A 22,328-nucleotide genomic window follows, 5' to 3' on the forward strand; every position below is an offset into this window, starting at 1 on the left:
CTCTCAGTGACCGTCACCCAGGCGACCGGACAGGCGCAGGTGGCGCTCGGCCGATGCGTCGTCGAGCCCCACGATCTCGACATTCTTGCCTCTGGCCGCGTACTTGGTGGTGATGGCGTCCAGTGTCGCGACGGTCGACGCGTCCCAGACATGCGACTCGGACAGATCGATGACAATGTTCTTCGGGTCGCCGGCGTAGTCGAACTGGTAGATCAGATCGTTGCTGGATGCGAAGAACAGTTCGCCTCGAACCGCATAGACACGGGTGTCCTCGTCCGGATGCGCGACGTCGATCACTTCGGTGAGATGCGCGACGCGGCGGGCGAAGATGACCATCGCGGTGATCACTCCGACGATCACGCCGTAGGCAAGATTGTGGGTCGCGACGGTGACTACCACGGTGACCAACATGACCACGGTCTCGCCGATCGGCATGCGGCGCAGGGTCTTCGGATTGATGCTGTGCCAATCGAAAGTGCCGACCGAGACCATGATCATGACGGCCACCAATGCGGCCATGGGAATCAACGCCACCACATCGCCGAGGCCGACGACGAGTATCAGCAAGAACACGCCCGCCAGGAAAGTCGAGATTCGAGTGCGAGCGCCGGAGACCTTGACGTTGATCATGGTCTGGCCGATCATCGCGCACCCTCCCATGCCCCCGAAGAAGCCGGTGACGATGTTCGCGACGCCTTGGCCCCACCCTTCTCGGGTCTTGTTCGAGTGAGTATCCGTGACGTCGTCGACGAGCTTGGCCGTCATCAACGATTCGAGGAGTCCGACGAGCGCCATGGCCAATGCGTACGGCGCAATGATCGACAGTGTGTGCATGTCCAGGGGGACATCGGGGAACAGTAGCGTCGGTAGGCTCGACGGAAGCTCGCCCTCGTCGCCGACGTTGGGGACATCGAACGCGAAAACGACTGTGGCGGTTGTCAGTAGCACGATTGCCACCAGTGGAGCCGGGACGGCGTTCGTCAGTTTCGGCAGGAATACGAGTAGCAGAAGTGCGACTGCAAGGAGTGGGTAGACGAGCCACGGAACATCGATCAGGTGGGGGAGTTGGGCGATGAAGATCAAGATGGCGAGTGCGTTGACGAATCCCACCATGACGCTGCGCGGAATGAAGCGCATCAACCTTGCGACGCCCAGGAGGCTCAGCACGATCTGGAGAAGGCCGGCCAGAAGGACTGTCGCAATCAGGTAGTCGATTCCGTACTCGCGCGTCAGTGGAGCGACGACCAGTGCGACGGCGCCGGTAGCTGCGGAGATCATTGCGGGTCGTCCGCCGACGACGGCGATGGTCACTGCCATCGTGAACGACGCGAACAGTCCTACCCGCGGATCGACGCCGGCGATGATCGAGAACGAGATCGCCTCGGGAATCAGTGCCAACGCCACGACCAGTCCGGCCAAAACCTCCGTTTTGAGACGGTGAGGTGACCGGAGCGCGGCCCGAACCGAATTGTCGTTGGTGGATGAAGCGATGGTTACTGCCATGAGATTCCGTCCTGACGAGGTTCTCATACTCTACCCTCCTGTAAGGGTAGAGTATGAACGGAGTTCTCACTACGGCGCGGATTTCTGTCGAATTGTGTTTCCCCGCAATGGATCTCGAATCGCGAGATTGATCGAGAGGGGTAACGCTCGCGGTGGCGGTCAGATGTGACGACCAGTAACCCTTACCAAGTATTTACCTACTGTGTGGTTTTTGTTTATTGAAAAAGGGTCAACTCGGGCGCTGGCTCCGTTACAGTTCGGCGGCAAACGTCAATCAGGTTGTTCCGAGAGGACATCATGTCAAAACGCCTACTGAATGCTGCGCTCCTTACCGGCCTCCTTGCCGGTGGAACCGCTGTGGCCGTGATTCCGGCAACCGCGGCGCCCGTTGCAGAAACCACGTCGACAACGTTCCAGGTCACGTGCCGCGCAGTTCCGAGTGCGTTCTCCGGTCCTTCGTCAGACGGAAAGCCTGCCACGGTGCGGGTTTCGGCTCCGACGGTAGTCGCGCCAGGTCAGGTCTTCGACATCGACGTGGATCCGGGTAGCGTCCAGATCCCGAACGATGTGAGCGGCGCAAGCGTCAAGAAGATCTCGCGTCTGAAGATTGATCTGCCGATTCCGACCAACGCGGAGTTCGTTTCGGCGACGGTCACCGATCCGGGCAATGTTATTGCCGGGAAACCTGCTTCGGTGATTCGTGTCAACGAAGACGGCACTCCCGCAGCGGACGGTCCGATACTCCGGTTGTCCGGCGCAAACGAAGCGATCGGCAACAGCCCGTCATCGTCGTCGGGTGCGCACGGTGGGCTGGCGATCAATGCTCAGTCCGGAGTCGAGACCAACATCGTCTTTCCGAAGATCAGAATCACCGTAAAGGCCGGGCCGTCCGGCGCAGTCGAAACCAATGTCCGGACTTCGGGTGCTGCAGGTACTTTCGGCGGGCCCGAGTCATTTTTGACCTTCCTCCCTCAGGTCAGTCACTGGCTCGCGGGAACCATCTGGGCGCCCACATTCTGCTCGCCGCGCGACGCTGAGGCCGGCCCCCTCAATGCCGGTGCCGGCGCCCTGGCATCCACGAAGATCGACGGGGACCTGGGGCCCGTTGATCCTGAGCCAAGCGCGGACATCGTGACTAAGCTCGAAGGACCGGCTACCGCCGCGACCGGTACCAAGGTGTCTTTTGCTTCTCACGTCGATCCGGAAAACACAACGGGAACAGTACAGTTCATGGTCGACGGCAAACCCGTCGGTGACCCGCGGCCGGTGGTTCGCGGTATTGCGCGCCTGGATCTCACCTTCGGTAAGGCGGGTACCAAGTCCGTGACTGCAGTATTCACCGCTACCGGAGACGAGGCGAAGTACACGTCGGCGGCACACGTACTCACGGTGACCGGTGACACCACAGGTCCGGTCGATCCCGACCCGACCGATCCGGGCACTCCGGGCGGTCTCGGCAGCCTCGAGTCCGTTCTGCCGCAGCTGCCGACGGGTTCGCTCGGTGGCAAGTGATCACGGTCCTACCTCACTGAACTTTCAATGGCCGAGTTCTTCTGAAAGGCAACACATGAACCCCCGCACTCTGGCAGTTTGCGCTGTCGTACCAGCACTCGCGGCCGGACTCCTCGCTGTGTTCGCGCCGGTGGCAGCGGCTTCCGATACCGTGACGCGGACAGTTTCCTTCGAACACAAGTGCCGGGTCGACGGCGCCACCGATTGGGATTCGTCGTTCTCCGACAACATGGAGGTAACCGCGCCCACGTCCGTGCGTCCCGGCGAACAGTTCACAGTGAAATTGCATCCAGGCACCATGCGTAGTTCGGATTCGGACACCGGTCGTATCAAGTACGACATCGCACTACCGCAAGGGGCAACCCTGGTTTCGTACTCCCTCGTCGGTGATTCGTCGTCGAACTTGACCGGCGAGACTGCGGTGCTGCTCCGGGTGGGCGCAGACGGAAACGCGAACCCGGCGGGTGAGTACCTGCGAATTACCGGTACCGGCAACAAGACAGTCAACGACGGTCCGAGCGCCAGCGACAACAAGCCCAAGGAAGGGCTGCAAGTCAAGGCCAACACGGACTTTCGTTTGCCGGCAGTCGAATTGAAACTTGAAGCTCGGTTCGACGAGGGAAACGCGACGACGCACCTGCGCGCCGGGGCGACGAGCCCGAGTATCAAGATCAAAGACACGAGCATGAGTTTCGGTGAGTCCCGGTGGGTCAATGCCGCTGGGTATTGTGTTGCTTCGGGCGAGGGACGCAGCGCCCTCTCGACTACCGAGGTATTCACGACCAACCAGACCGAGACGACGGTCGCTGTCGCGCTGGAGGCACTGACGGGCGAAGACGTCAAGATTGCGGCGAGTATCGACCCGAACCCGGGTGAGGGAACGGTCGAGTTCTTCGACGGCGATACGAAGATCGGCAGCGCCACAGTCGATTCCAATGGCCATGCAGAACTGGTCTGGCCGTTCCGCGACCAGGGCGAGCATCGCATCACCGCAAAGTTCCTGGGTACCAAGAAGTTCAGTTCTTCGGAGTCTGCGGACAAGACCGTGACCGTCACCGTGCCTGGCGTCATCGTCGTCGAGCCGGTGGATCCGACGGAACCGGAAACTCCTGGTGGAACCGGAAGCCTCGGGGACATCTTCTCGAAGCTGCCGACGGGCTCACTCGGAGGCTGAGTCACCCAAACGGCAGGGGAGCGTCGACGTTTCGGCTCGAATGCGGGTGTGTGATCGAATACTGGAATGACAGGTTCGAATCATGCCGAGAGCCGCAACGCCGGCGTTCTCTGATCTTCTCAATGGGAGTCTCCGTCACGGAAATCGGGCCAGAACCACAAAAAGGTAGCTCACCAAAACTCGTGCCCTTTTACTACCGTTAGTTGAAGAACTGCGCGAACCGCGGGTTCTTACATCAACAAGCCTTCGAACTCGCCGCTGCGGTTCAGGTATGAACAAGGTAGGGAAAATGCGCAAGGTTAGTTTGCTCGCGTCCGCTGCAGCAGTAGCTGTCGGTGTGGCAATGATCGGGACGTCTGCGGCCTCAGCAGCGCCGGGAACGATTCCTGGTCACGGACTGTTCGACGTGCCGTGGGAGGTGTTGCCGGGAACCTACACGACGTCTGGGCCCATATCAGCTGACATGCCGTGCATATACGGCCGAGCAAAAGTCGACGGCGATGGTGAATTGAATGTACTCGAGTTCGAAAGCACCCTCGAACCGGCGACAGTCACGATTCTCTTGACGGATTCTCGCTTCACCACCGCATATTGCGCTGATTGGAAGCGAGTGTCGTCAGTCGGATCGTTGGATCTCGGATCACTTTTCGGGTCATAGACGTCTCCGCTCTGATTCCAGATGGGCCTCTGGCCGTGGCCACGGACCTCTGCTATTTCGGCTAACGCTCGCCTCGCGGATGTGCTCGTTCGTCTCGAGTTTCCGACCACTCGTCGCATGAGTCCATGACCAGGGACTTTAGCCCTCGGTAATTACCTACCAATCGGTATATTCTGCGAAGGTACGGACTTCGTGAACCGATGTGAGTTGGCTCCGGGGGACGTGCCGGCCTCGCAGGACCGCCCGCAAAGTCAGCCCGGTGAGGCCACCGGAGTTCGCGCATTTCGACAGATTGCCGCTGGGTCCGTCCGCTACGAGGGGAGCGGACGGACCAGACGGCACGAGAGAGTGCCATGCCTGAACGTGGTCAAAGCAGAGTGGACGCGGGGATCATTGCCGTCGTCGCAGTCATCACCGGTGTGTTCGTCGCACTGACCGGTCACGGTCTGGTTGCAGCGCTCGCCACCGTAGTGGGCCTCGCGCTCGGAATGGCGATTGTGCGGTATCTGATCAAGGGCCGCTGATCACCGCAAGAGTTCAGCAGGTCGCGAGAATGTCTGCGATGGTGTCGTGTTCGGCTTGGGTGACCCACAAACCGTATGCCGCTTTGACTTCCACTTGAGCAGTCACGTACTGGCAGCGGTAGGCCTTGTTGGGTGGCAGCCAGGTCGCCGCGTCGGAATCCGACTTCTTCTGGTTCGTGGGCCCGTCGACAGCGCGCAGGTTTCGAGGGTCGTTGGCCAGATTGGTTCGCGTCTGTGTATCGAGCTGTTGTGCGCCCTTCTGCCAGGCGTCCGAGAGTGCGACGACATGATCGATCTGGACTGCAGAAGACGTGTCCTGGCCGCGGGTGAACGCGATGGTCTTGTTCGTGTACGGGTCACGGAGCGTACCGGTTTGGACCGAGCAGCTTTTGGAGCCGTCCTTGAATGTCAGGTCGGTGAGGTCACGCCGCAGGATGTCGTTGCGAGTATCGCAGCCGTTGTGGCCGAATTCGACAATGACGTCGTCGGTCCAGGCGGTACCGAACAGCGCGCGGTCGTATCCGGTCTTGGGTGCGCGTCCCTTGACGGGGATCTGTGCCAGCAGTTCAATTGCGGCGGACGAAGGAGCCGAGGCTTCGGTCACGACCGTCGTGGTGACACCGGATCCGATTCCCGAACCGAGAGAAGATGTTTCGGGCGCGTCGGCGTTGGAATTGGCGCAACCTCCCAGCACGATCACGGCAGCAATGCCGATGGTGACGCCGGTGATGCCGCGCCTGTGATGTGCCGTGCGTGCCATGTGTGAGAGTCCATTTCTGCGAGAGATGAACTACAAGTATGTCATTCACGACAATTCGGGCCTAACCGGCACTGTCTGTCAGTCTGGTCGAAGGAACCATCGAGTCACCGGGACCGAGACGAGGACCCGCGGACCGTCACGAGTTTCGTCTGCGGCATCCCAGCCGTCGTACTTCTCGCCGAAAAGTCTCAGGAGGTCGACGAATTCGCCGACATCGTGATGAATTGTCGCGAGGCCCTGTGCGACCCACGGGTCGCCAGCGGATCCGTCGACTGCCAACGAGACCCGAGGATCATCCAGCAGGTTCCGAACCTTACGATTCTGCTCAGCGCTCGGTATCCAGAATGTGTTCTGATGCAGTAAGAACCAGACCGGAGTCGTGTGCGGCGAGCCGTCGCTTCGGAGGGTGGTCAACCACACGCAAGGAGCATCCGCGATAGTCACGGTCCCAGTATCGGCGCCGGCGCGAGGTTCACCAATCGAGTGTTCGGAACGAACAATGCCCGGCCCTCGCCGTTGGCGAGGACCGGGCATTGTCGGGAAGGAAGTGGAAGCGTCAGATCTCGATCTTGGGGGTCTGTTCGCCCAGCTTGTGGCGGGCCAGCGCCAGGTTCGCACGCGCACGGTCCAAAACGAGGTACACGAACAGCGTCGACAGTCCGGGCGTCTCGAGGACGCGAATGAGGTGGTACTGGTTGCTCAGGGTGATCAGGATGTCTTCCAGGGTGTCGGTAATCCCCAAGTTACTCATCGTGCGGAGCTTTGCTCGCACAACCTCGGAGTTGCCGGCGCCGGCGTACTCGAGGCTGAATGACGGGTTGCCGCTCATGCCGAGAACCATTCCGCTGTCGGCGTCGACGACGGCTGCACCGCTGGCACCGTCGATGCGCATCAATTCGCCGAGGATCTTGTCGATGTTGCTCATTGCTTCTCCTTGGTAGGGCCGAGTCGCGCGGGGCGACTCCAGGTGATGCTTCGGTGGTGAAGTCATCGGTACATTTCGAGGTGGAATTGTTGGTTGCGGCGTCGGGAGTGGGTCGGGCGGCAACTTTTCAGTTTGTGAGATTTGTGGGCTCGTTCCGTTCGGTGCAGATGGGCGGCCATTCGACGACTCGAATTCGTCGATGCGGTCTGCGGGTAGCCAGCCGTCTCCGGCGGGTGCGTTGAGTGGCCGTCTCGTATCCGTCTCGTAGTCCGGGGCCGGCGGCTGGAGTTGCGGATACACCGGTGCGGTCAGCGGTCGCTTGTACGGAATCGGCTGACCACCCGCGTCGGCGACGTTCGCGAACCAGGCGGCGTACCCGGGGTCGCTGCGATCGAGGTTTTGCCCGCGATCGTCGTCTTCCTCGCGGGAACCTCGTCGACGAAAAAGTCCCACTCGTTCCAGCCCCTTATAGACGAACTATTTCCGATCGGAGCGTTCCGGATGAACGCGGCAGACCGGACAATCCCACCGTAGTTATTTTGCAGTTAAGTCACCGTAGCATGGGTTCGCGAACGGGGCATACAGTCCAATCCCGCAGTCGGGAGGGCGAGGCGCTCGGATTCGGCCGGATGCTCGGGCAATTGGCGCTGACGGGCGATGCCGGTCCGTTCGAACGCCAGTGGCCCTCTGGCATCCTTGAGGGATGAAGAAAACGATCACCGGGTTCATCGGTGCCTGCTCGCTGGTGGCGCTGGTTGCCTGCGGTTCTGACGGAGACAAGCCGACCGAGGTCGGAACACTCACTTCCTCTGCTTCGGCGACCACCACGGCGACGTCGACGACGTCATCCGAGGCTCCGGCGACGTCGTCGGAAATACCTACCGAGACCCCTTCGGTCGACTCGAGTGCTCCGGCTGAGGTCCCGTCCGACCCGAATGTGAGTTCGGCACTGCCACGGACCTACGCGCAGGCGTGCTCCGACGTTCTCCGGTACCTCGACGCCTACCAGCCGGCCATCGACGAGTCCGGAGAGGAAATGGGCATGACGCGTGAATCATTGGCAAACGACATGCTGACCTCCATCCAGGCTTATCCCGAATGGTCGAGCCTGTCTGCCGACGAGCAGGCCGAGGTCACTCGCGGATTCGCCGCAGCGACCGCGGGAAGTTGCTGACGTACTTTCAGAACAACGATTCCTGAATCGCCACGCCAGGGGACTCGAACTCGCCGACGGTGATGGTTCGACCGACCAGTCCGGACACGTCCGCGACAAAGCGTGGCGATTCAGGATCGGGGTCGATCCGCAGCGAGGCGATCGAACCGGCAAGGCCCTCCAAATACAAGGAATGTTCGCCGGACTCGAAAGTGTGCGGGTACGCGATCAACGGTGCCGCATCGAAGACCATGTCAGCGCACGCCGGCGCCGTCCATTCTTCGGGAGCCTCCAGGATCTCGATTCCGTCGATGTCCGATCCGATGTCATTCAGCTCGTCTTTGATCGACGATACGAAGTGGTGCAACGACTTTCGTAGTTTCTCTCGATCCAAGGGCCCTGTCAACGCTTCGATTTTCCGAGACGTACGTATTGCCTGGCTCAAGTGGAAGTGCTCCGAAACTCGGGCTTCGAGGGCGCGAATGCTGTAACCGTCCGTCGACCGCGCTACGAACAATGCGCAGACTGCCCCTTGTTCGGCGACTCGCGGATGCTTGCGGAACTCGGACGCCGTCCCCACCTTCATCTGGCCGCCGGCGAATACGTCGACGTAGAGCCATTGTGGTTGTGCGAGGTAGGTACGCACATTCGGATGAATGTGCGCGCCGCTGACGTGTGCCTGATGAACCGTGGTGAACCCCTCACGATTTCGGCATCGGTCGCATTGGCGTCCTGCGGTGACCGTCGCCCCGCGGTCGCACGGCGAGTGTCCTGGACCTTCGGCGGTGAGATCTCGCCAGCCGAGGCAGCGGCGGCCCTTCGTCTCGTCGACGGAGAATCGCAGCACCGAGTCGTGAGTGAAGAAGGTCGTAGCGGAAGTGGTGTCGTCGACGCATCGGATCCGCGGTGCTGTCGGGTTCGACCAATCGATTCCGCGAACAAGCAGGGTCATGATGAAGTGTCGATTCCTTCTGTACTTCGCAGGTCGACACCTATGGTAGTCACTGCACATGCGGGTCAGTGCAGTGGTTGTGCCCCACGTTGTTCGAGCATCAGCGTCATCAGCCCGGATTCCTGACTCTGGGTGTTGATCATGTCGCGGGCGGACTGTTTCACCGGCCCGCTCTCGAGTAGGGCGTCGGCGGCCTGCGCCATGGCGATCCCGCCACGGTGGTGGCGTTCCATCAGTTGAAGGAAAAGGACCTCGGCGTCGAGCCCGCGAGCGCTGCTCAGTTTCTCGAGTTCTTCGGTCGTAGCCATACCAGGCATGGAGTCGGTCTCGGTGTCCAGCGTTGCCGGGTGATGACGAGAGTCGCCCGCGCCGCTCGGCGACGCCTCCATCCACGCCATCGGCGTTCTACTGTTCGGCGGGACACCGGCCAACCTCAGCCAACCGAGCATGACACCGATTTCCGTTCGTTGAACATCGTCGATCTGCTGGGCCAGTCTCGTCACCGCCGGGTCCACATCGGGACTCAGACGCGCGAGAATGAAGAGGGCCTGTTGATGGTGGGCCGCCATGTCGTGCACGAATCCGATTTCGGTTTCGCTCAGAACAGCTCTCTGCGTGTGGTTCTCGGGTGCGAACAGCGGACGTAGTGCTGCGCCGAGTACGAGCAGCATCAGTGCTGCAGCCACGAGTGCGACGGCTTTGACCGCTCGCGGCGCCGTCATGATCCCACGGTCGTCTTCTGGTCAGCCGGTGGTGTGTAGACACCGTTTTCGAGTTGCATGGCAACAAAGCCGTTGTCGGCGCACGTCGCCCACAACGTGGTCCCGCGCCATTCGGGCGGGGAGAAGCACCAATCGGTCGAGATGTCGCCGAGAGCGACCATGCCCGACCGCGAACTCAGTGCTTGGCCGGGGTCGAACTGGCCCTGCGCGATCGACTGCGCGATTGCCGGGGTGCTGAGAACGGGTACCCCGATGAGCGACGCGAGAGCGTGTGGCGAGTTGGCGAGTTCGAGATTGCCGCCGGTCCGAGCAGGTGGGTTGAAGTACGCAATTTCGTGGACGTCGAAGGGATCTCGAACATCGAAGACCCGAATCCCGCTCGAGATCCATCCACATGCCAGCGCCGTCGGGTCGACCGGGCGATCTGCCGAACAGTAGTGAGATTCGTACGCGAACAGCGATCCGCCGGCAGCAGACGCCAGCGCAGCGTCTTGATTCTCCGGCAGATTGATTTCGAGCTTCACTGAATTGACGACCGACGGTTCGTCGTCATCGGAGACGTCGATCAATTTGACTCCGCCGGAACCACCTTCGTCGACGGTGAACAGGTACGGCGAACCGTCGTAGGTGACCGGAATGCTGTGTTGGGTGGCCCACCCGTCGGTCCACGAGAGCTGGGACAGTTGGCGCACCCGAGGATTCGGGACGCGGCGCTGAACCTCACTGATGTCGAGGACATGTATTCCGCCGAGATTGTTCGACAAGTACATGCGATTTCCGTCGGGACTGATTCCGAAGCCGTGCGTCGACAACCCGATGAGGTCCTGCCAGACGACGCGTGGGTTGGCGGGATCGGTGAGATCGACGGCGCTCACCACGCCGGGAGCGGTGCCGGAAGACCAGTAGGTGTTCCCGTCCGGTGAAAATCCTCCCTCGTGATTGGTGATGGGCAGCAGCATCCCCAGATCGGTTCCTGGTCCGGGGTTGAGTAGTTTCGGGTGCGCGCAATCGGAGATGTCGTAGACCGACATCAGGCCGACGCCGGTCAAGAGCGGAACGCCCGTGCCCACCAGCAGCTTTCGCGCGGTGTTGACCTTGAGGCTCTCCCACGTTCCGGCCAGCATCGCGGGTTCGGTCAGCGTGGCGGTGAGAGCAGGATTGGCAGGATCCGATACGTCGAGAACTTGGACGCCCTGGGCGGGGCCCAGGAGGTTCCCGGGGAAGAAACTGCCGACGTACGAGCAGTGTTCGAAGTTGGTGGACGTGATCCCGCCGCCGCGACCCGAGTAGCCGCCGATCTGAGACATGTTGCAGCTGTAGCCGTCTCGGCTGCGTCCGCTGTTTCGGTCCTCGGCCGGAACATCACCCTGCAACCCGGTCTCGGGCATCGATCCCGGGCCGCATTCGGCGCGGCTTGCGGCGGTGGAAGCGACACCCGGGTTCTCGTGGATCGAGCCCGGGGCAGTGGCGGGCTCAGCCGACGCGACGCACACGGGAAGGACGGTGATCAAGGCGACGAGTGCGATGGCAGATCTGGTTCTGATGGTCGTGAACGATTTCATCGAGTCCAACTCCCGGTGCGGGATTGCCTTTCGTATCTCACGGGCAGACGTATCTCACGGACAGGCAGCACGGAGGGCAGGCGCGTGTTCGAGCGCTCACGACGATCGGGTCGGGGTGTGAACCGGTGTCGGGCCGCAACCAACCGGACAATGCTGTCCGGTTGGTATCGTAGTGTGCGTGACATCGTCTGGCCGCGTCAATAGCGGATCTCTCAACAGAGGGCCGAGAGATGCGGCGCGCAATCGTGCGGCACTCGTCTCAGCAGCTCGTGAGGTGTTCGCCACTCAGGGTTTTGCTGCTCCGCTCAGCCTGATCGCCCGCACGGCCGGCGTCGGTCAGGGCAGCCTCTACCGGCACTTTCCCACTCGCGAAAGCCTCGCACTCGCGGTGTTCGACGAGAACATCGTCGAGCTGCAAGATATGGCTGCCGATCCGGATTCGACTCTCGACGATCTTTTTCGATTGTTGGTAGACCAGATCACCACCTCCATCGTGTTCGTGGAGGTCATCAAGCCCGTCTCCTTCGGCGACTCACGACTGAATTCGGCAGGCACCCGCCTGACCGATCTCCTCGAAGGACGCCTCGAGGAGGCGCGTCGAGCTGGGAAGATACGCGAGTCCGTGACCGCTGAGGACGTGATCCTGGCGATCGCCATGTTCGCCGCGATCATGGAACGGACCGCCGAGAGCTCGCGAAAAGAAGTCGCGCACTCGGCCTGGAACCTACTTGTGCAGGGACTGGCCGGGCCGGCAGCGGCGGGCTGAGTCGCGTTCGCCTCGCGTCTCGAGGTGATCGCCTAGGCTCGTGGCATGGCTATTGTCTGGACAGTTCCTCGCGCTATCGGCTCCACCTTGCTCGTTGCTCCGTTGATCAAGGAGTTCCTTGTCGAGGGTGACGGCACCCTCGATGCAAAACTGACTGCGGTCGGTACGGTCTCTGCATCTCTCGAGAAGCAAGTCGGCCGCACGTTCACCTCGATCAGCGCTGCTTCGGCGGCAATCTTTTCCGGTGCTGCCGGTTCCACCAGCGTGCCAGACACACTGCGTCTGGCCGTGATGCGCACTCTGTCCACCGAGGTCGTCGTCAGGAAGCCGGCTCCGCAGCCGTTCTCCGAGAAGGTCGGGAAGAGGCTGGGGCAGTACGTCTTTGCTTTGCGTGACCCGCGTAACGACCAGGTGTTCCATGTCGGGCACGGCACGGGAAATCAAGTATTCGCGCCGGTATTCGAAGCGCTCGGTGAACTCGCGAACCTCGAAGGAGCGGACGCTCCGGCCGAGTCGAATGCTGCTGTGACGGCAGCCAAGATCGCTCGGATCCGCGAGATCTACGACGCAGGTTCGGCGGTGGAGCACTTCGTACTCCTCCGCTCGGTCTCTGCCGCCACGGATTCGGCCGCCACTACCGACGAGGTCGTCCGCGGCATCGTGGAAGCCTTGCGGATCACCGACGCGGGAGAGGGTCTGACCAATCTCGCAGGCGATACCTCGGACAAGGACGCCCGAGCGACCCGCGTCGAGGAACTCGCATTGCGCTACTCGGCTGATCCCGCGCCGGAACTCCCGACGCCGAGCATCGTCCTCCACGTACCGGCCTCCGCCCGTCCGGGAGCAACGCCGGAAGAGATCTACGAACTCGCGCGCGCCGAGTGGTCTGCCGGTGCGGCCGTTCGTGCCGAGATCGGAATCCCCGTTCTGGTGTTTGCCGACAGCATCATTCGTGGTGCCTTCCGTGCTCAGTCGTGGGAGGTGGCCACGCGCAACGCCGACGGAAGCCAACTGTGGCGGTTCAACGGAACCGTCGACGACGAGCTTGCTGCCAAGTACGTCGGAACCGAGGTCACCCCGCACAACGTCGGCCTGAAGAAGTGGCCCGTCAGTGGTTGGGTCACGAGGTTGACTACCGCCCGTCCAGGTGCGGTCATGCCGGGACCTCGTAAGTCCAAGTAACGCAACAACTTCAGGTAGAAGGAATTGTGGGGGCGGGATCCGTTCGGATCCAGCCCCCACAATATCGTTGCCCGGGGTTGTCAGCCGAGCAATCCGCTTCCCAGATAGTCGTTCTCGGTGCATCCCGGCGGAATGAGATACACCGCAGAACCGATCGGCGTCGTCCACTCGTTGAGTGCGTCGAAGTCACTCAATCGCTGTTGGACCGGTAGATATTGCTCGGCGATGTCCCGTTGGAATGCTGCGAAGATCAATCCCGAATTCGAGGTCTGCCCGCTCTCGGGTGCGTCGTCGTAGTTGTATGCCCGACGGAAGAACTGCTCCTTCTCATGCGTCTGGTGCGCTCGCGCGATGTGCGATCCTGGCGGGATCACCGGAATGCCGAACTTGTCCGTGAGTGTGAAATCCGCTTCGTCGAATTCGTTGGTTCCGTTGAGCGGAGCGCCATTGGACAACGTGCGCCCCATCGTGAGTTCGCGCCCCGAACGGTCGAGTTCGTCCCAGGTATCCATTTCCATGCGAATGCGTCGCAGTACCAACGAGGTTCCGCCCGCCAGCCACGACTGACCCGCGCCGTCGTGCCAGATCAGTGAATCGAAATCCACTGTTCCCGGAGCAGGATTGACGGTCCCGTCCACTTGGCCCATGAGATTGCGCATCGTGGTTCCCTCAGGCGTGGTGCCGCGAGCGTTGCGGAATCCCTTTTGCGTCCACCGGATGGTTGTCAGTGATCGGACGTTCTTGGTCAGAACTCGCACAGCATGAGCAATGGTCACCGGATCGTCGCCACAAATCTGCAGCAACAGGTCCGATCCGCCCCATCGATCGTCAAGTCGGTCGATCGCGTAGCTCGGCAACGGCTCGAACCAGTCCGGTTGACGTGCGTGCAATCCCAGCTTGGTGAACAGGCCAGGGCCGTAGCCGACGGTCACTGTCAAGCGTGCCGGATCCACAGCCAGTTCCCGTTCGGTGTCCGCCAACGCCGGGTTGCCCGCGGTGAGCCGTGACGCATCCTCGGACCACATCTTCATGATTCCGACGACGACTGCTCGATCGGTTCCAGGCAAGAGGTCGAACCCGATGAACGTGCCGTGCGCTTGCGGAGTGGTGGCGATCCCAGCTTGGTGGACGCCGTAGAACGGTTCCACCAGCTTGCCTGCTTGCTGCTCGTGTTCGCTGCGCTCCACCACTGTGGTTGCGCCCCAAGTTATTCCCGCGACGCCGAGCGCGGCGGCGCCTCCTCCGAGAAGGCGCCGCCGGCTGAGTGCTCGGCTGGGCGGGTTCGTGTTCTCAGCCACCGTGATTCGGGTCGTAGTTCTCCTGATTACCGGAGAAGTCGCGAATCTGGGCTGTGAACGTGGTGCTGGAACCGTCGTCGTAGATCAAGGTGAGGTCGGTTTCTGCGCCTGGGAGCAGCGGCGCGGACAGGTCCATGAACATGAGGTGGTCACCGCCCGGGGTGAGGGAGGCGGACCCGTTGGCAGGGACCAGGAAACCGCCGTCCTTGGGACGCATCGTCATCGTTCCGCCGTCGCCGGTCACGACTTCGTGCAGTTCGAGTCGAGACGACGCGGGGCTGGTGGCCGAGACCACGCGTACGTCCTTGTCACTGGAGTTGACGAGTTCGGCGAACGCCGCGCTCATTCCTTCCGGCGCGGCCTTGACCCATTGATCCTGAACTGTGATGGATTGTGCAGCTTCGGTTTCCTTGTCGGAGTTGGAAGAACAGCCGGTCAGGGCGAGAGCTGCGGACAGTGCAACAGCTGCGAATATCTTTGTGCGAACAGTCATGTGTGTCTCCGTAATTCGTGAAGTGTCAGGTGGTGGCACGGCGTTTGAACGCCGCAATGCACAGGTCGATCAGCAGGGATGCGAGAAGGCTGATGCCGAGTAGCGGAACGAACCAGCCGACCAACGCCGTGATCGCGACGAGAGCAACGAGGCCGACCGGGGAGAGGTTGCGGATTCCGCCGCGGGCAGGAACCCGGCCGACTGCCCAGTCGGGGCCACGAGTGGGGCGTCGGCGCCACCACATGATGTAGCCCCGAATGACCACGCTGACCAGTGCGAGTGCCAGTGCGGCGAGTGCGATCTGGTTGGCAAGACCGAACAGCAGGCCCATGTGGAGTTGGATTCCCCAGGCCGAAAGTTTGGCTGCGAGTGGCCAATCCGAGAACCACAACTCGTCGGTGACCTTTTGCGTCGCTCCGTCGATTGCGATGGTGTTGTTGCTGTACACCCAGGGCTGACGTGTCTGGGCGACGGTGAACGCCGTCTCGGCGTTCGCGGGTATCGATACTTCGACAGGACCGGTGATCCCGTTGTACCTGGCGATACCGAGGACGGTGTCGACGCGTCCGACGTTGGTGTCCGTCAGCGTGCCGGTGGCGGCGGGGGCCATGTCGTGACCCTCGTGCCCGCCTGTCGCCGGAGGGGGAGCGTCGCCGAGAGTTTTCACAACTGAGGGCGTCGTCCAACTCAACGCGGTTCTCAGATTGCTGACGTTCTCTCCGGCGTAGGTCGACCACGTGAGGCCGGTCGCCGAGAGGAAGACCAATGCAACTGCTATCCAGATGCCGACGACACCGTGCCAGTTCAGGGTCCGGCTTCGTCCGGTGGATGCTCGGTCGATCGTGAGCAGTCGAGCGTTCCGGGCGGTGCGGTAACGACGGAACCAGAGGTAGACACCGCCGAGTGCGACCACCCACATCCACGACGCGGCCAATTCGCTGTAGAGGCGGCCGGGTTCGCCCAGATGAAGGTGGCGATGCAGTTGGGAGATCCAGGTTCGCAGCGGCAGCGAACCACTGCTTCCGTAGACCGCCAACTCGCCGACCGGCTGTGCGAGTACCGGATCGACGAAGACGGCGAGCCTCTCCGATTCGCCCAGTGACGGATCGGTGAACAGGACTCGGGTGGTTTCGCCGGCAGCAGGGGACGGACGTACTGCCGAGACGGTCAAGTCGGGGCGGTACTGCTGAGCGGAACGGATCTGGTCGTTCAGTGACGCGATCTGTCCGGTGGTGTCGGTCTGGAGGTAGTCGCTGTAAACGAACTTCTCGATGGTGGGTGCCATCGCGTAGAGGCCACCGCTCAAAGCGGCGATGAGGATGAACGGTCCGATCAGGACGCCGGCGTAGAAGTGCAGACGCAGGATCAGTGGTCTGGCGCCGCCAACCTGCTTCTTCGGGGGAGAACTGTCGTTGGACGCGCGCGTCTGTGCGCGCTCCAATTCGGGTGCGGACATGCGTGTACTCGATCCCGCTGTGCGCCTTTATTAACCGCGGGCGGTTAATAAAGGCGCACAGCAAAGTGGCGCACGTAATCACGTGCGTGAAAGGAAAGGGGAGGTGAGTTACACGAATGCCGGTGGGCCGCGAGTGCCCAGGCCAGAGGTGAGAAGTTGACGCAGAACAACTTTGGCGCGGTATCGAGTACGTGCAGCGAACGGTGACGGTTCAGCTGCCCACGGGCGCAATAGAACGGCGACGATTGCCGCTACCGTCGATGCGGCCACGACGTATCCGCGTTCTGCGCCGCGGATCAGCACTGCGCACACTCCGACGGCAGCGATGTGTGCTGCGAGCATCGGAAGGGACAGGAGCAGGCCGTGTTGATGATCCGAAGCGATGGTCAACGTCGCGTGACCGATGGCCTGACCCGCAACGAGCATGAGGGCGAGCAAGAGCGCGGGGGAGCGACGGGTGTCGATGGACGTGACCACCGCGCCGACGCTCGCGCAGGCGAGGATCAGCAACACGACAGCGCTTTCGGACGGGGCCATGCCGCCACCACCGAGCGCGTGGGCTGCGACGGAAACCGCGCCGGAGGTGCCGCCCACGAAAGCACCGCGCAGCTGCGCGACATCTTTCGGACCCGGCGTCATACGCGAAAGGATACAGGCGCCTACTACCGGGCTTAGTAGGTGATCGGTCGGGATCGTTTCGGTGGCCGACCGACGAACGCGTTAGGTGGGGGATTTGTCCGATTCGCCAAACTTTGCCGAGGACCGGGTGAAACAAACGTGACGGTCATTTTCCGGTGCCAGACTTGGCTCTGGTCGCCGGCAACGGGTCGACGGCAGGGCAAACACATAGGAGAGTTTCATGAGGCGTCGATTCTTTGCGATATTCGCCCTGATGGGTGCGTTCGGTCTCTTCCTGTCTTCGGTGGCCTCGGCGGACCCGGTCACACGCTCCGTGTCGGGCACCCTTGTCAACTCGTGTAGCGATACTGGCGATCCGGTCGGGATATGGATGGTCGTATGGGATGGCTCGACGCAGATATCCTCGGCCACTGTCGGGGTGGGTGGCGCATACACGATCACGAACGTTCCTCCGGGCAATTACACGGTCAGTCCATACTCGCCGGCTGGATGCGGATCCGTACCCGACAGGACGGCGGTAGATCTGACGACGTCCGACGCGACCGGGATCGACTTCGAGTTGGTGAAGGTGTTCAGCATCGTCGGAACTGTCACTGGGTGTCCGGGTGCCGACGGGGTCGGGGCGTCTGACGTGACGTTGAATCTCCTCGATGCCGGCACGCAAATCGCGACGACAACGACGGATGATTCCGGTGACTACTTCTTTCAGTACAAGCCGGCCAAGGACGGCTATTCCGTAGAAGTGGTTCCCGGCAGCGGATGCGGTGCCGATCCAGCAGTAATTCCGGTGAATCTGAGCACGAATGACGTCACCGGTGTCGACTTCGCGCTCACTGCCGACGGCTGCGATACGGGCAGTTCGTTCGGAAGTGTGGATCTGTCGACGATTTTCGGAAGTCTCGGTAGTTCGGAATTCTGCAGCAGCTGAACACTTGTCCATGAAGGGAGGGCGATCGCCGAGGCGATCGCCCTCCCTTTTCTCGTTTGTTACCAAGGGATTTGCCCTGACATTGCGGAAGGCTGTTTCTAGCGGCAGATGAAGATATATGTGCCGCATATCGTTACGACGTTCGTATTTGCTGAGATCGGCACAAGCTTGGGGACCAAAGTCATCGAAGTGCGGGTGTAACGGTCTGTTGTGCCACGACGGTATTGAGCAGAGAACGGCAAGCCCGCCAGAGTGATAGCGTCCGAGAGGCTATGTCCGAAATGATTCCGAACTCGACCTAGGAAAACGGTGCGCAGCGATAACAACGGTTCGAATAACGGAGTCCTGGGGAACAACTCCGGAACGACTCAGGGCGACGGCCATTTCGACGCGTCCGACGACGGCTATGCAACGTCGATTCGAACCGTCACCTTCACACCACAATTCGACGAGCCTGCAGCAAAACCGTTGCCCAGTCAGCGGATGCGCCAGCAACGTCGTGAAGAGCCGACCGATTTCCGGACCTCGACGCCCAGGCCTATGACCTCCGTCGACGACCTGGACATCATCAAGCGGGCGAAGCGTCCACCCGAACGCGGTTTGGGCAGTGTGTTGTTCAAACTCACCGGGGGCCGGATCAACACTGGGCAGTCGGCTGCCGAACTCGAACACCAGGCTCTCGTGCGCCGTGCCAACCGAACGGTGCGCGGCGTGTACAAGATTGCTTTCATCTCACTCAAGGGTGGAGTGGGGAAAACCACGGCGGCCAAAACTGTCGGATCGACGTTCGCATCGATCCGTGGGGATCGAATCGTAGCCATCGACGCCAATCCCGACCTGGGGACTCTGGCTGATCGCGAACGACGTGAACATCACCTGACCGTTCGTGATCTGTTGGCCGACGGTGACATTCGTACGTACAGCGATGTTCGCTACTACACCTCGCAAGGCGACAGCCGACTCGAAATCCTTGCGAGTGAGGCAGATCCGGAAACTTCGGAGTCGTTCAACGAGCAGGACTACCTCGATACTCTCCGAATTCTCGAGGTGCACTACAACATCGTCATCACCGACTGTGGCACCGGAATCATGCACTCGGCCATGTACGGAATTCTCGACGAAGCAGATGCCTTGGTTGTCGTCAGCCCGACAGCTCAGGATGGTGCCCGTAGTGCTGCAGCAACGCTCAGTTGGCTGACCAAGCACGGATACGCAGAACTGGTGAGCAGGTCGGTCGTGGCGATCAATTCGACGCGGCCGGGTTCGTCTTCGCTCGACCTCGATCAACTCGAGGACGTTTTCGCTCAGCGTGGAGTGCGAGCGGTCAAGACGTTGCCCTACGACGATCACCTGGGCGAAGGCGGTCCGATCGACTTGAAGTTGTTGAACAAGCGCACGGCACGGGCATATCTGGAACTCGTCGCAGCAATTGCCGATGGGTTCCCGGACTCGGTGGGCAAGCACGCTTCTCGATAGAACGTGCTCGCCACCGAATCTGATCAGCAGGCTCCAGCGTTCAAGGGTGCCGAAGTATCGCGCCGTATCCGTCGGCGAGAACGAGGCGTTCGTCGATCTGTACCAACTCGGTGCCGGTCCCGATTGCGATGTAGGGGAGTACGCGATCGGCGGGCCCGATCAACTCTCCACTGGTGACTTCCTTGTCGTCAGGATCGGTGAGCAGCAGCGTCTCGACCTTGCCCTGTTCGAGGGCGTCGAGGACGCGTGCGGTCCCGTCGATGGAGAGGCCGGAGTCCCGGCCCTGCTCTGCGACGTAGCGTTCGGTTTCCACATCCATTCTGCGCAGTCGCTGCGTGTCGATCAGTTCACGAATCGACTTGGACACCTCGGCGGGTGTCGAACCGACTGAACGCGAACCCTTTTCGACGTCCACCACCCGTAGCGTCGACGGCAAAAGCTGTGCAAAAGCTTTGCGGGATTGTACTTCTCCGATGACAACCACCAGCGCGACCTTGTGTTCACGGGCGAGCGCCGCCGCGCGCTCCACAGCCTGAGTCAGGTTCTTCCGGATATTCTCCTCCACGAGGCTTTGGCTGTCGGTGTATCGCTCCTGACCGCCCACGTGTGCCTTGTGGACCGGGAAGCCGTCTCCGTCTACCGTTTCGCCGTACACGTCACGCCCGCGAGCATCGCGCACGCACAGGTCCGCGCCAGTGTGGTCGACCTTGGCGATGAGGAACGGTTCGGTGTCGTATCCGTGTGCGATCAGTGGAATCAGGTAGGGCAGTTCGCCCAAGGTCGCGATAGTGGAGCCGGCAGGTTCGAGCAGAATATCGTCGATCAGCACTGCCTCGGAAGTGGCGACGATCGCGCGTCCGGCGCGACCTGAGATGCCGTGATGGTTGTCCTTCACCTCGTCCAGTCGTGCGATCAGCGATTCCGATGCTCCCTGTTTCGTGAGTTGATTGCGCATCGAGCGCCATTCGAGTTCGAAGCGCTCGCGCGCATCTTCCCGGTTACGGACGTCTTCGAAGTACACGGAGGCAAACGGGCCGTCACTCGAACCGACCTTCTTCAGTCGCCCAGCATGCATGTCGGCTCCCTTCTGTAGTGGTCCTATGCCGCGTACCCGACAACCGGTGATTCGACACGACCGCTTTCAGTTCGCACGTTTGTTCGACTGCTGGTACTGTCTGTGAACGTGAGGGTGGTGCAGAGGGAAGCCTGCATCACCTTCACGCCAAGAGCCCGGGACCTGCCGCCGACTGCCTTCGGCGGCAGGTCCCGATTCTGCTTACTCGGCGTCGTCAGTGCCCTTCGACCTGTCGGAACTCTTGCGCCAGTGGGTGAATCGTTCCTTGATGTCCGACGCTACATCGCCGACGCCATTCCCCACGGCGCCCACCGCACCGCCCAATCCGCTACCGATGTCGCGCACCATGCGGATCAAAGGGTCCTCCGACTCGTCGAAGTTCTGCTTGTAGGTCTTGGCTGCATTCTTGAACTCGTCGCTGATCTTCGCTCCGTCGTCATCGCCGCGACGGGGGTAGTTTCCGCGCAGAATCGCGGCGTAGTCTCCGCTGTCCACCCACTTCTTGAGCTCGGCGGCGCGAAGCACCGAGAACGGGTGAGAGAGCAGTTCGATGTTGAGGAGCTTGAGTACACCGTCGCGGAGGTCGCCGCTGGCGTCGTACTCGGCGGCCTGGGCAAGAAACGCGTCGATGTCGATTTCACTGACTCGGGATCCGCCCGCCAATTTCATCTGGACGCGAATCGCGGTGTGTACGTCCTGCCCGCACAACAGTCCGGCACGATCACCGGACAGTTCTGACTTGCGCTGCCATTCCATGAGGGCGGCGATGATCGCGCGCAATGCCCACCCGCCGACGGGCAGCCATCCGATGGTTCCGGCCAGTCGCATCAAATGCATCAGGATGGTCCGATACACAGCATGACCGGACAGCGCGTGGCCAAGTTCGTGGCCGATGATGAACCGCTGTTCCTCGTAGTTCATCACGTCCAATAGGCCGGTAGTGACCACCATGAACGGCTTGTCCATGCCGATGGTGAAGGCGTTGACCATCGGGGTCTGGAGTACGAACAGCTCGGGTGTCTCGTCGGCCTGCAGGATGTCGACGCAGTCACGGCGCAGGTCGTTCAGGTCGCTGAACTGGCGTTCGTCGACTCGCACCGACGTGGCCAGGTACATGAGGCGGTGCTGACGTTCTTGGAGCAGTCCGGACAGCGTCCGCAGGACAGTGTCGAACCCCCGAAGCGTCCGGAGCGTCACCAATGCAGCCCGATCGGCTGGATGTTCCCACGCACGCGAGCTGATGTCCGGGAACTCGATTCGGGTGCGATCTGGTGCAGTGGTCATGGTGGCCCCTCACTTCGATGTGTGTCGACTCACCTCCAGGGTAACGACTAGTCGGTTTAGCGTGGATTTCCGGCAGCTCACTCGGTGGGCTGGGGGAGCGTGCAGTCGGTGACTTTGGGGTTGACGCCGAAGTAGTTCAGCGGACCCGCGATGACCGTGAGCGCGATGGTCCCGACGCCGGCGCAGTTGGTCGGCGAACTGCTGTAGTAGCCGCGTTGGCCGGCCGCGACGGCCCCGACTATCAGCCAGATCAGAACGATCAGAGTCACAATTCTCATCATGGCGG

General features: G+C 61.5%; 22 protein-coding genes and 1 pseudogene. 9 read left to right on the forward strand and 14 right to left on the reverse strand.

What is annotated here, in order from left to right; translation table 11 throughout:
• Positions 1-3: 3 nt before the first annotated feature.
• The gene (locus tag QM609_RS10575; RefSeq protein WP_228232475.1) at positions 4-1,503 is read right to left on the reverse strand and encodes a SulP family inorganic anion transporter; all 1,500 of its coding nucleotides are present in this window, start codon (positions 1,501-1,503) and stop codon (positions 4-6) included.
• Positions 1,504-1,800: 297 nt separating this feature from the next.
• On the opposite strand from QM609_RS10575, the gene QM609_RS10580 reads away from it, so the two are divergent.
• The 4 genes from QM609_RS10580 to QM609_RS10595 all read left to right on the forward strand — a co-directional run bounded on the left by QM609_RS10580 (position 1,801) and on the right by QM609_RS10595 (position 5,371).
• Positions 1,801-3,015 (forward strand): Ig-like domain-containing protein, encoded by a 1,215-nt coding sequence (locus QM609_RS10580; RefSeq protein WP_076948606.1) that lies wholly within the window; start codon positions 1,801-1,803, stop codon positions 3,013-3,015.
• A 55-nt stretch (positions 3,016-3,070) separates the two neighbouring features.
• Positions 3,071-4,189 carry an Ig-like domain-containing protein gene (locus tag QM609_RS10585; protein ID WP_076948607.1) on the forward strand — a complete coding sequence of 373 codons (1,119 nt, stop codon included), beginning with the start codon at positions 3,071-3,073 and terminating at the stop codon, positions 4,187-4,189.
• A 289-nt stretch (positions 4,190-4,478) separates the two neighbouring features.
• Positions 4,479-4,847: an Rv1352/Rv1906c domain-containing protein gene (locus QM609_RS10590; protein ID WP_228232477.1), complete on the forward strand. Its 369-nt coding sequence runs from the start codon at positions 4,479-4,481 to the stop codon at positions 4,845-4,847.
• 353 nt (positions 4,848-5,200) lie between these two features.
• On the forward strand, positions 5,201-5,371 hold the full coding sequence (locus tag QM609_RS10595) for a hypothetical protein (protein ID WP_007734610.1): 171 nt from the start codon (positions 5,201-5,203) through the stop codon (positions 5,369-5,371).
• Positions 5,372-5,387: 16 nt separating this feature from the next.
• Here the strand turns inward: QM609_RS10595 and QM609_RS10600 are convergent.
• The 3 genes and pseudogenes from QM609_RS10600 to QM609_RS10610 all read right to left on the reverse strand — a co-directional run.
• A pseudogene (locus QM609_RS10600) lies at positions 5,388-6,131 on the reverse strand (HNH endonuclease family protein); the annotation flags it as partial.
• A 78-nt stretch (positions 6,132-6,209) separates the two neighbouring features.
• Entirely contained in the window at positions 6,210-6,575 is a 366-nt protein-coding gene (locus tag QM609_RS10605; protein ID WP_047269305.1) for a pyridoxamine 5'-phosphate oxidase family protein, read from the reverse strand.
• Positions 6,576-6,687: 112 nt separating this feature from the next.
• Positions 6,688-7,056, reverse strand: coding sequence for a roadblock/LC7 domain-containing protein (locus tag QM609_RS10610; RefSeq protein WP_020906454.1), 369 nt, complete (start codon positions 7,054-7,056; stop codon positions 6,688-6,690).
• A gap of 703 nt (positions 7,057-7,759) precedes the next feature.
• On the opposite strand from QM609_RS10610, the gene QM609_RS10615 reads away from it, so the two are divergent.
• Entirely contained in the window at positions 7,760-8,230 is a 471-nt protein-coding gene (locus QM609_RS10615; protein WP_003945723.1) for a hypothetical protein, read from the forward strand.
• Positions 8,231-8,237: 7 nt separating this feature from the next.
• On the opposite strand, the gene QM609_RS10620 is transcribed toward QM609_RS10615, so the two are convergent.
• The 3 genes from QM609_RS10620 to QM609_RS10630 form a co-directional block, all read right to left on the reverse strand.
• Positions 8,238-9,161, reverse strand: a complete 924-nt coding sequence (locus tag QM609_RS10620) for a DUF2797 domain-containing protein (RefSeq protein WP_076949152.1) — start codon at positions 9,159-9,161, stop codon at positions 8,238-8,240.
• A 65-nt stretch (positions 9,162-9,226) separates the two neighbouring features.
• Positions 9,227-9,883, reverse strand: a complete 657-nt coding sequence (locus tag QM609_RS10625) for a DUF305 domain-containing protein (protein ID WP_007734614.1) — start codon at positions 9,881-9,883, stop codon at positions 9,227-9,229.
• The gene (locus QM609_RS10630; RefSeq protein ID WP_003945495.1) at positions 9,880-11,445 is read right to left on the reverse strand and encodes an LVIVD repeat-containing protein; all 1,566 of its coding nucleotides are present in this window, start codon (positions 11,443-11,445) and stop codon (positions 9,880-9,882) included. Before QM609_RS10630 ends, QM609_RS10625 begins: the two co-directional genes overlap by 4 nt.
• 178 nt (positions 11,446-11,623) lie before the next feature.
• Here QM609_RS10630 and QM609_RS10635 point away from each other — a divergent pair, with 178 nt between their 5' ends.
• Both QM609_RS10635 and QM609_RS10640 read left to right on the forward strand, forming a co-directional pair.
• A complete protein-coding gene (locus tag QM609_RS10635; RefSeq protein WP_223304676.1) occupies positions 11,624-12,211 on the forward strand; it encodes a TetR family transcriptional regulator in 588 nt (195 codons plus the stop codon).
• Between the two features lie 45 nt (positions 12,212-12,256).
• Positions 12,257-13,393 (forward strand): GIY-YIG nuclease family protein, encoded by a 1,137-nt coding sequence (locus tag QM609_RS10640; RefSeq protein WP_283337276.1) that lies wholly within the window; start codon positions 12,257-12,259, stop codon positions 13,391-13,393.
• A gap of 80 nt (positions 13,394-13,473) precedes the next feature.
• Here QM609_RS10640 and QM609_RS10645 read toward each other — a convergent pair whose 3' ends face one another.
• From QM609_RS10645 to QM609_RS10660, 4 genes are all read right to left on the reverse strand, one after another.
• The gene (locus QM609_RS10645) at positions 13,474-14,691 is read right to left on the reverse strand and encodes a Dyp-type peroxidase (RefSeq protein ID WP_076949150.1); all 1,218 of its coding nucleotides are present in this window, start codon (positions 14,689-14,691) and stop codon (positions 13,474-13,476) included.
• The gene (locus QM609_RS10650; RefSeq protein ID WP_003945769.1) at positions 14,684-15,184 is read right to left on the reverse strand and encodes a copper chaperone PCu(A)C; all 501 of its coding nucleotides are present in this window, start codon (positions 15,182-15,184) and stop codon (positions 14,684-14,686) included. Before QM609_RS10650 ends, QM609_RS10645 begins: the two co-directional genes overlap by 8 nt.
• Before the next feature lie 25 nt (positions 15,185-15,209).
• Positions 15,210-16,640, reverse strand: a complete 1,431-nt coding sequence (locus QM609_RS10655) for a PepSY-associated TM helix domain-containing protein (protein WP_076949149.1) — start codon at positions 16,638-16,640, stop codon at positions 15,210-15,212.
• A 108-nt stretch (positions 16,641-16,748) separates the two neighbouring features.
• Positions 16,749-17,279 carry a hypothetical protein gene (locus tag QM609_RS10660; protein WP_037132363.1) on the reverse strand — a complete coding sequence of 177 codons (531 nt, stop codon included), beginning with the start codon at positions 17,277-17,279 and terminating at the stop codon, positions 16,749-16,751.
• Between the two features lie 220 nt (positions 17,280-17,499).
• Between QM609_RS10660 and QM609_RS10665 the strand changes: the two genes are divergently transcribed.
• Together QM609_RS10665 and QM609_RS10670 are read left to right on the forward strand one after the other, a co-directional pair.
• On the forward strand, positions 17,500-18,207 hold the full coding sequence (locus tag QM609_RS10665) for a hypothetical protein (RefSeq protein ID WP_003945876.1): 708 nt from the start codon (positions 17,500-17,502) through the stop codon (positions 18,205-18,207).
• 309 nt (positions 18,208-18,516) lie between these two features.
• Positions 18,517-19,683, forward strand: a complete 1,167-nt coding sequence (locus QM609_RS10670; protein WP_076949148.1) for a MinD/ParA family ATP-binding protein — start codon at positions 18,517-18,519, stop codon at positions 19,681-19,683.
• Between the two features lie 40 nt (positions 19,684-19,723).
• On the opposite strand, the gene QM609_RS10675 is transcribed toward QM609_RS10670, so the two are convergent.
• From QM609_RS10675 to QM609_RS10685, 3 genes are all read right to left on the reverse strand, one after another.
• Positions 19,724-20,758, reverse strand: coding sequence for a baeRF2 domain-containing protein (locus QM609_RS10675; RefSeq protein WP_007734628.1), 1,035 nt, complete (start codon positions 20,756-20,758; stop codon positions 19,724-19,726).
• Positions 20,759-20,959: 201 nt separating this feature from the next.
• On the reverse strand, positions 20,960-22,042 hold the full coding sequence (locus QM609_RS10680) for a M48 family metallopeptidase (RefSeq protein ID WP_042452503.1): 1,083 nt from the start codon (positions 22,040-22,042) through the stop codon (positions 20,960-20,962).
• A gap of 77 nt (positions 22,043-22,119) precedes the next feature.
• Positions 22,120-22,323: a hypothetical protein gene (locus tag QM609_RS10685; protein ID WP_003945456.1), complete on the reverse strand. Its 204-nt coding sequence runs from the start codon at positions 22,321-22,323 to the stop codon at positions 22,120-22,122.
• Positions 22,324-22,328: the final 5 nt, after the last annotated feature.

Source organism: Rhodococcus sp. IEGM 1302 (assembly GCF_030056935.1).
GTDB lineage: Bacteria > Actinomycetota > Actinomycetes > Mycobacteriales > Mycobacteriaceae > Rhodococcus_F > Rhodococcus_F qingshengii.

Bases quoted from the DNA above. Each gene is read 5' to 3' on its own strand.
- QM609_RS10575 (WP_228232475.1), bottom strand. From the start codon at position 1,503: ATGGCAGTAACCATCGCTTCATCCACCAACGACAATTCGGTTCGGGCC.
- QM609_RS10580 (WP_076948606.1), top strand. From the start codon at position 1,801: ATGTCAAAACGCCTACTGAATGCTGCGCTCCTTACCGGCCTCCTTGCC.
- QM609_RS10585 (WP_076948607.1), top strand. From the start codon at position 3,071: ATGAACCCCCGCACTCTGGCAGTTTGCGCTGTCGTACCAGCACTCGCG.
- QM609_RS10590 (WP_228232477.1), top strand. From the start codon at position 4,479: ATGCGCAAGGTTAGTTTGCTCGCGTCCGCTGCAGCAGTAGCTGTCGGT.
- QM609_RS10595 (WP_007734610.1), top strand. From the start codon at position 5,201: ATGCCTGAACGTGGTCAAAGCAGAGTGGACGCGGGGATCATTGCCGTC.
- QM609_RS10610 (WP_020906454.1), bottom strand. From the start codon at position 7,056: ATGAGCAACATCGACAAGATCCTCGGCGAATTGATGCGCATCGACGGT.
- QM609_RS10615 (WP_003945723.1), top strand. From the start codon at position 7,760: ATGAAGAAAACGATCACCGGGTTCATCGGTGCCTGCTCGCTGGTGGCG.
- QM609_RS10620 (WP_076949152.1), bottom strand. From the start codon at position 9,161: ATGACCCTGCTTGTTCGCGGAATCGATTGGTCGAACCCGACAGCACCG.
- QM609_RS10625 (WP_007734614.1), bottom strand. From the start codon at position 9,883: ATGACGGCGCCGCGAGCGGTCAAAGCCGTCGCACTCGTGGCTGCAGCA.
- QM609_RS10630 (WP_003945495.1), bottom strand. From the start codon at position 11,445: ATGAAATCGTTCACGACCATCAGAACCAGATCTGCCATCGCACTCGTC.
- QM609_RS10640 (WP_283337276.1), top strand. From the start codon at position 12,257: ATGGCTATTGTCTGGACAGTTCCTCGCGCTATCGGCTCCACCTTGCTC.
- QM609_RS10650 (WP_003945769.1), bottom strand. From the start codon at position 15,184: ATGACTGTTCGCACAAAGATATTCGCAGCTGTTGCACTGTCCGCAGCT.
- QM609_RS10655 (WP_076949149.1), bottom strand. From the start codon at position 16,640: ATGTCCGCACCCGAATTGGAGCGCGCACAGACGCGCGCGTCCAACGAC.
- QM609_RS10660 (WP_037132363.1), bottom strand. From the start codon at position 17,279: ATGACGCCGGGTCCGAAAGATGTCGCGCAGCTGCGCGGTGCTTTCGTG.
- QM609_RS10665 (WP_003945876.1), top strand. From the start codon at position 17,500: ATGAGGCGTCGATTCTTTGCGATATTCGCCCTGATGGGTGCGTTCGGT.
- QM609_RS10675 (WP_007734628.1), bottom strand. From the start codon at position 20,758: ATGCATGCTGGGCGACTGAAGAAGGTCGGTTCGAGTGACGGCCCGTTT.
- QM609_RS10680 (WP_042452503.1), bottom strand. From the start codon at position 22,042: ATGACCACTGCACCAGATCGCACCCGAATCGAGTTCCCGGACATCAGC.
- QM609_RS10685 (WP_003945456.1), bottom strand. From the start codon at position 22,323: ATGATGAGAATTGTGACTCTGATCGTTCTGATCTGGCTGATAGTCGGG.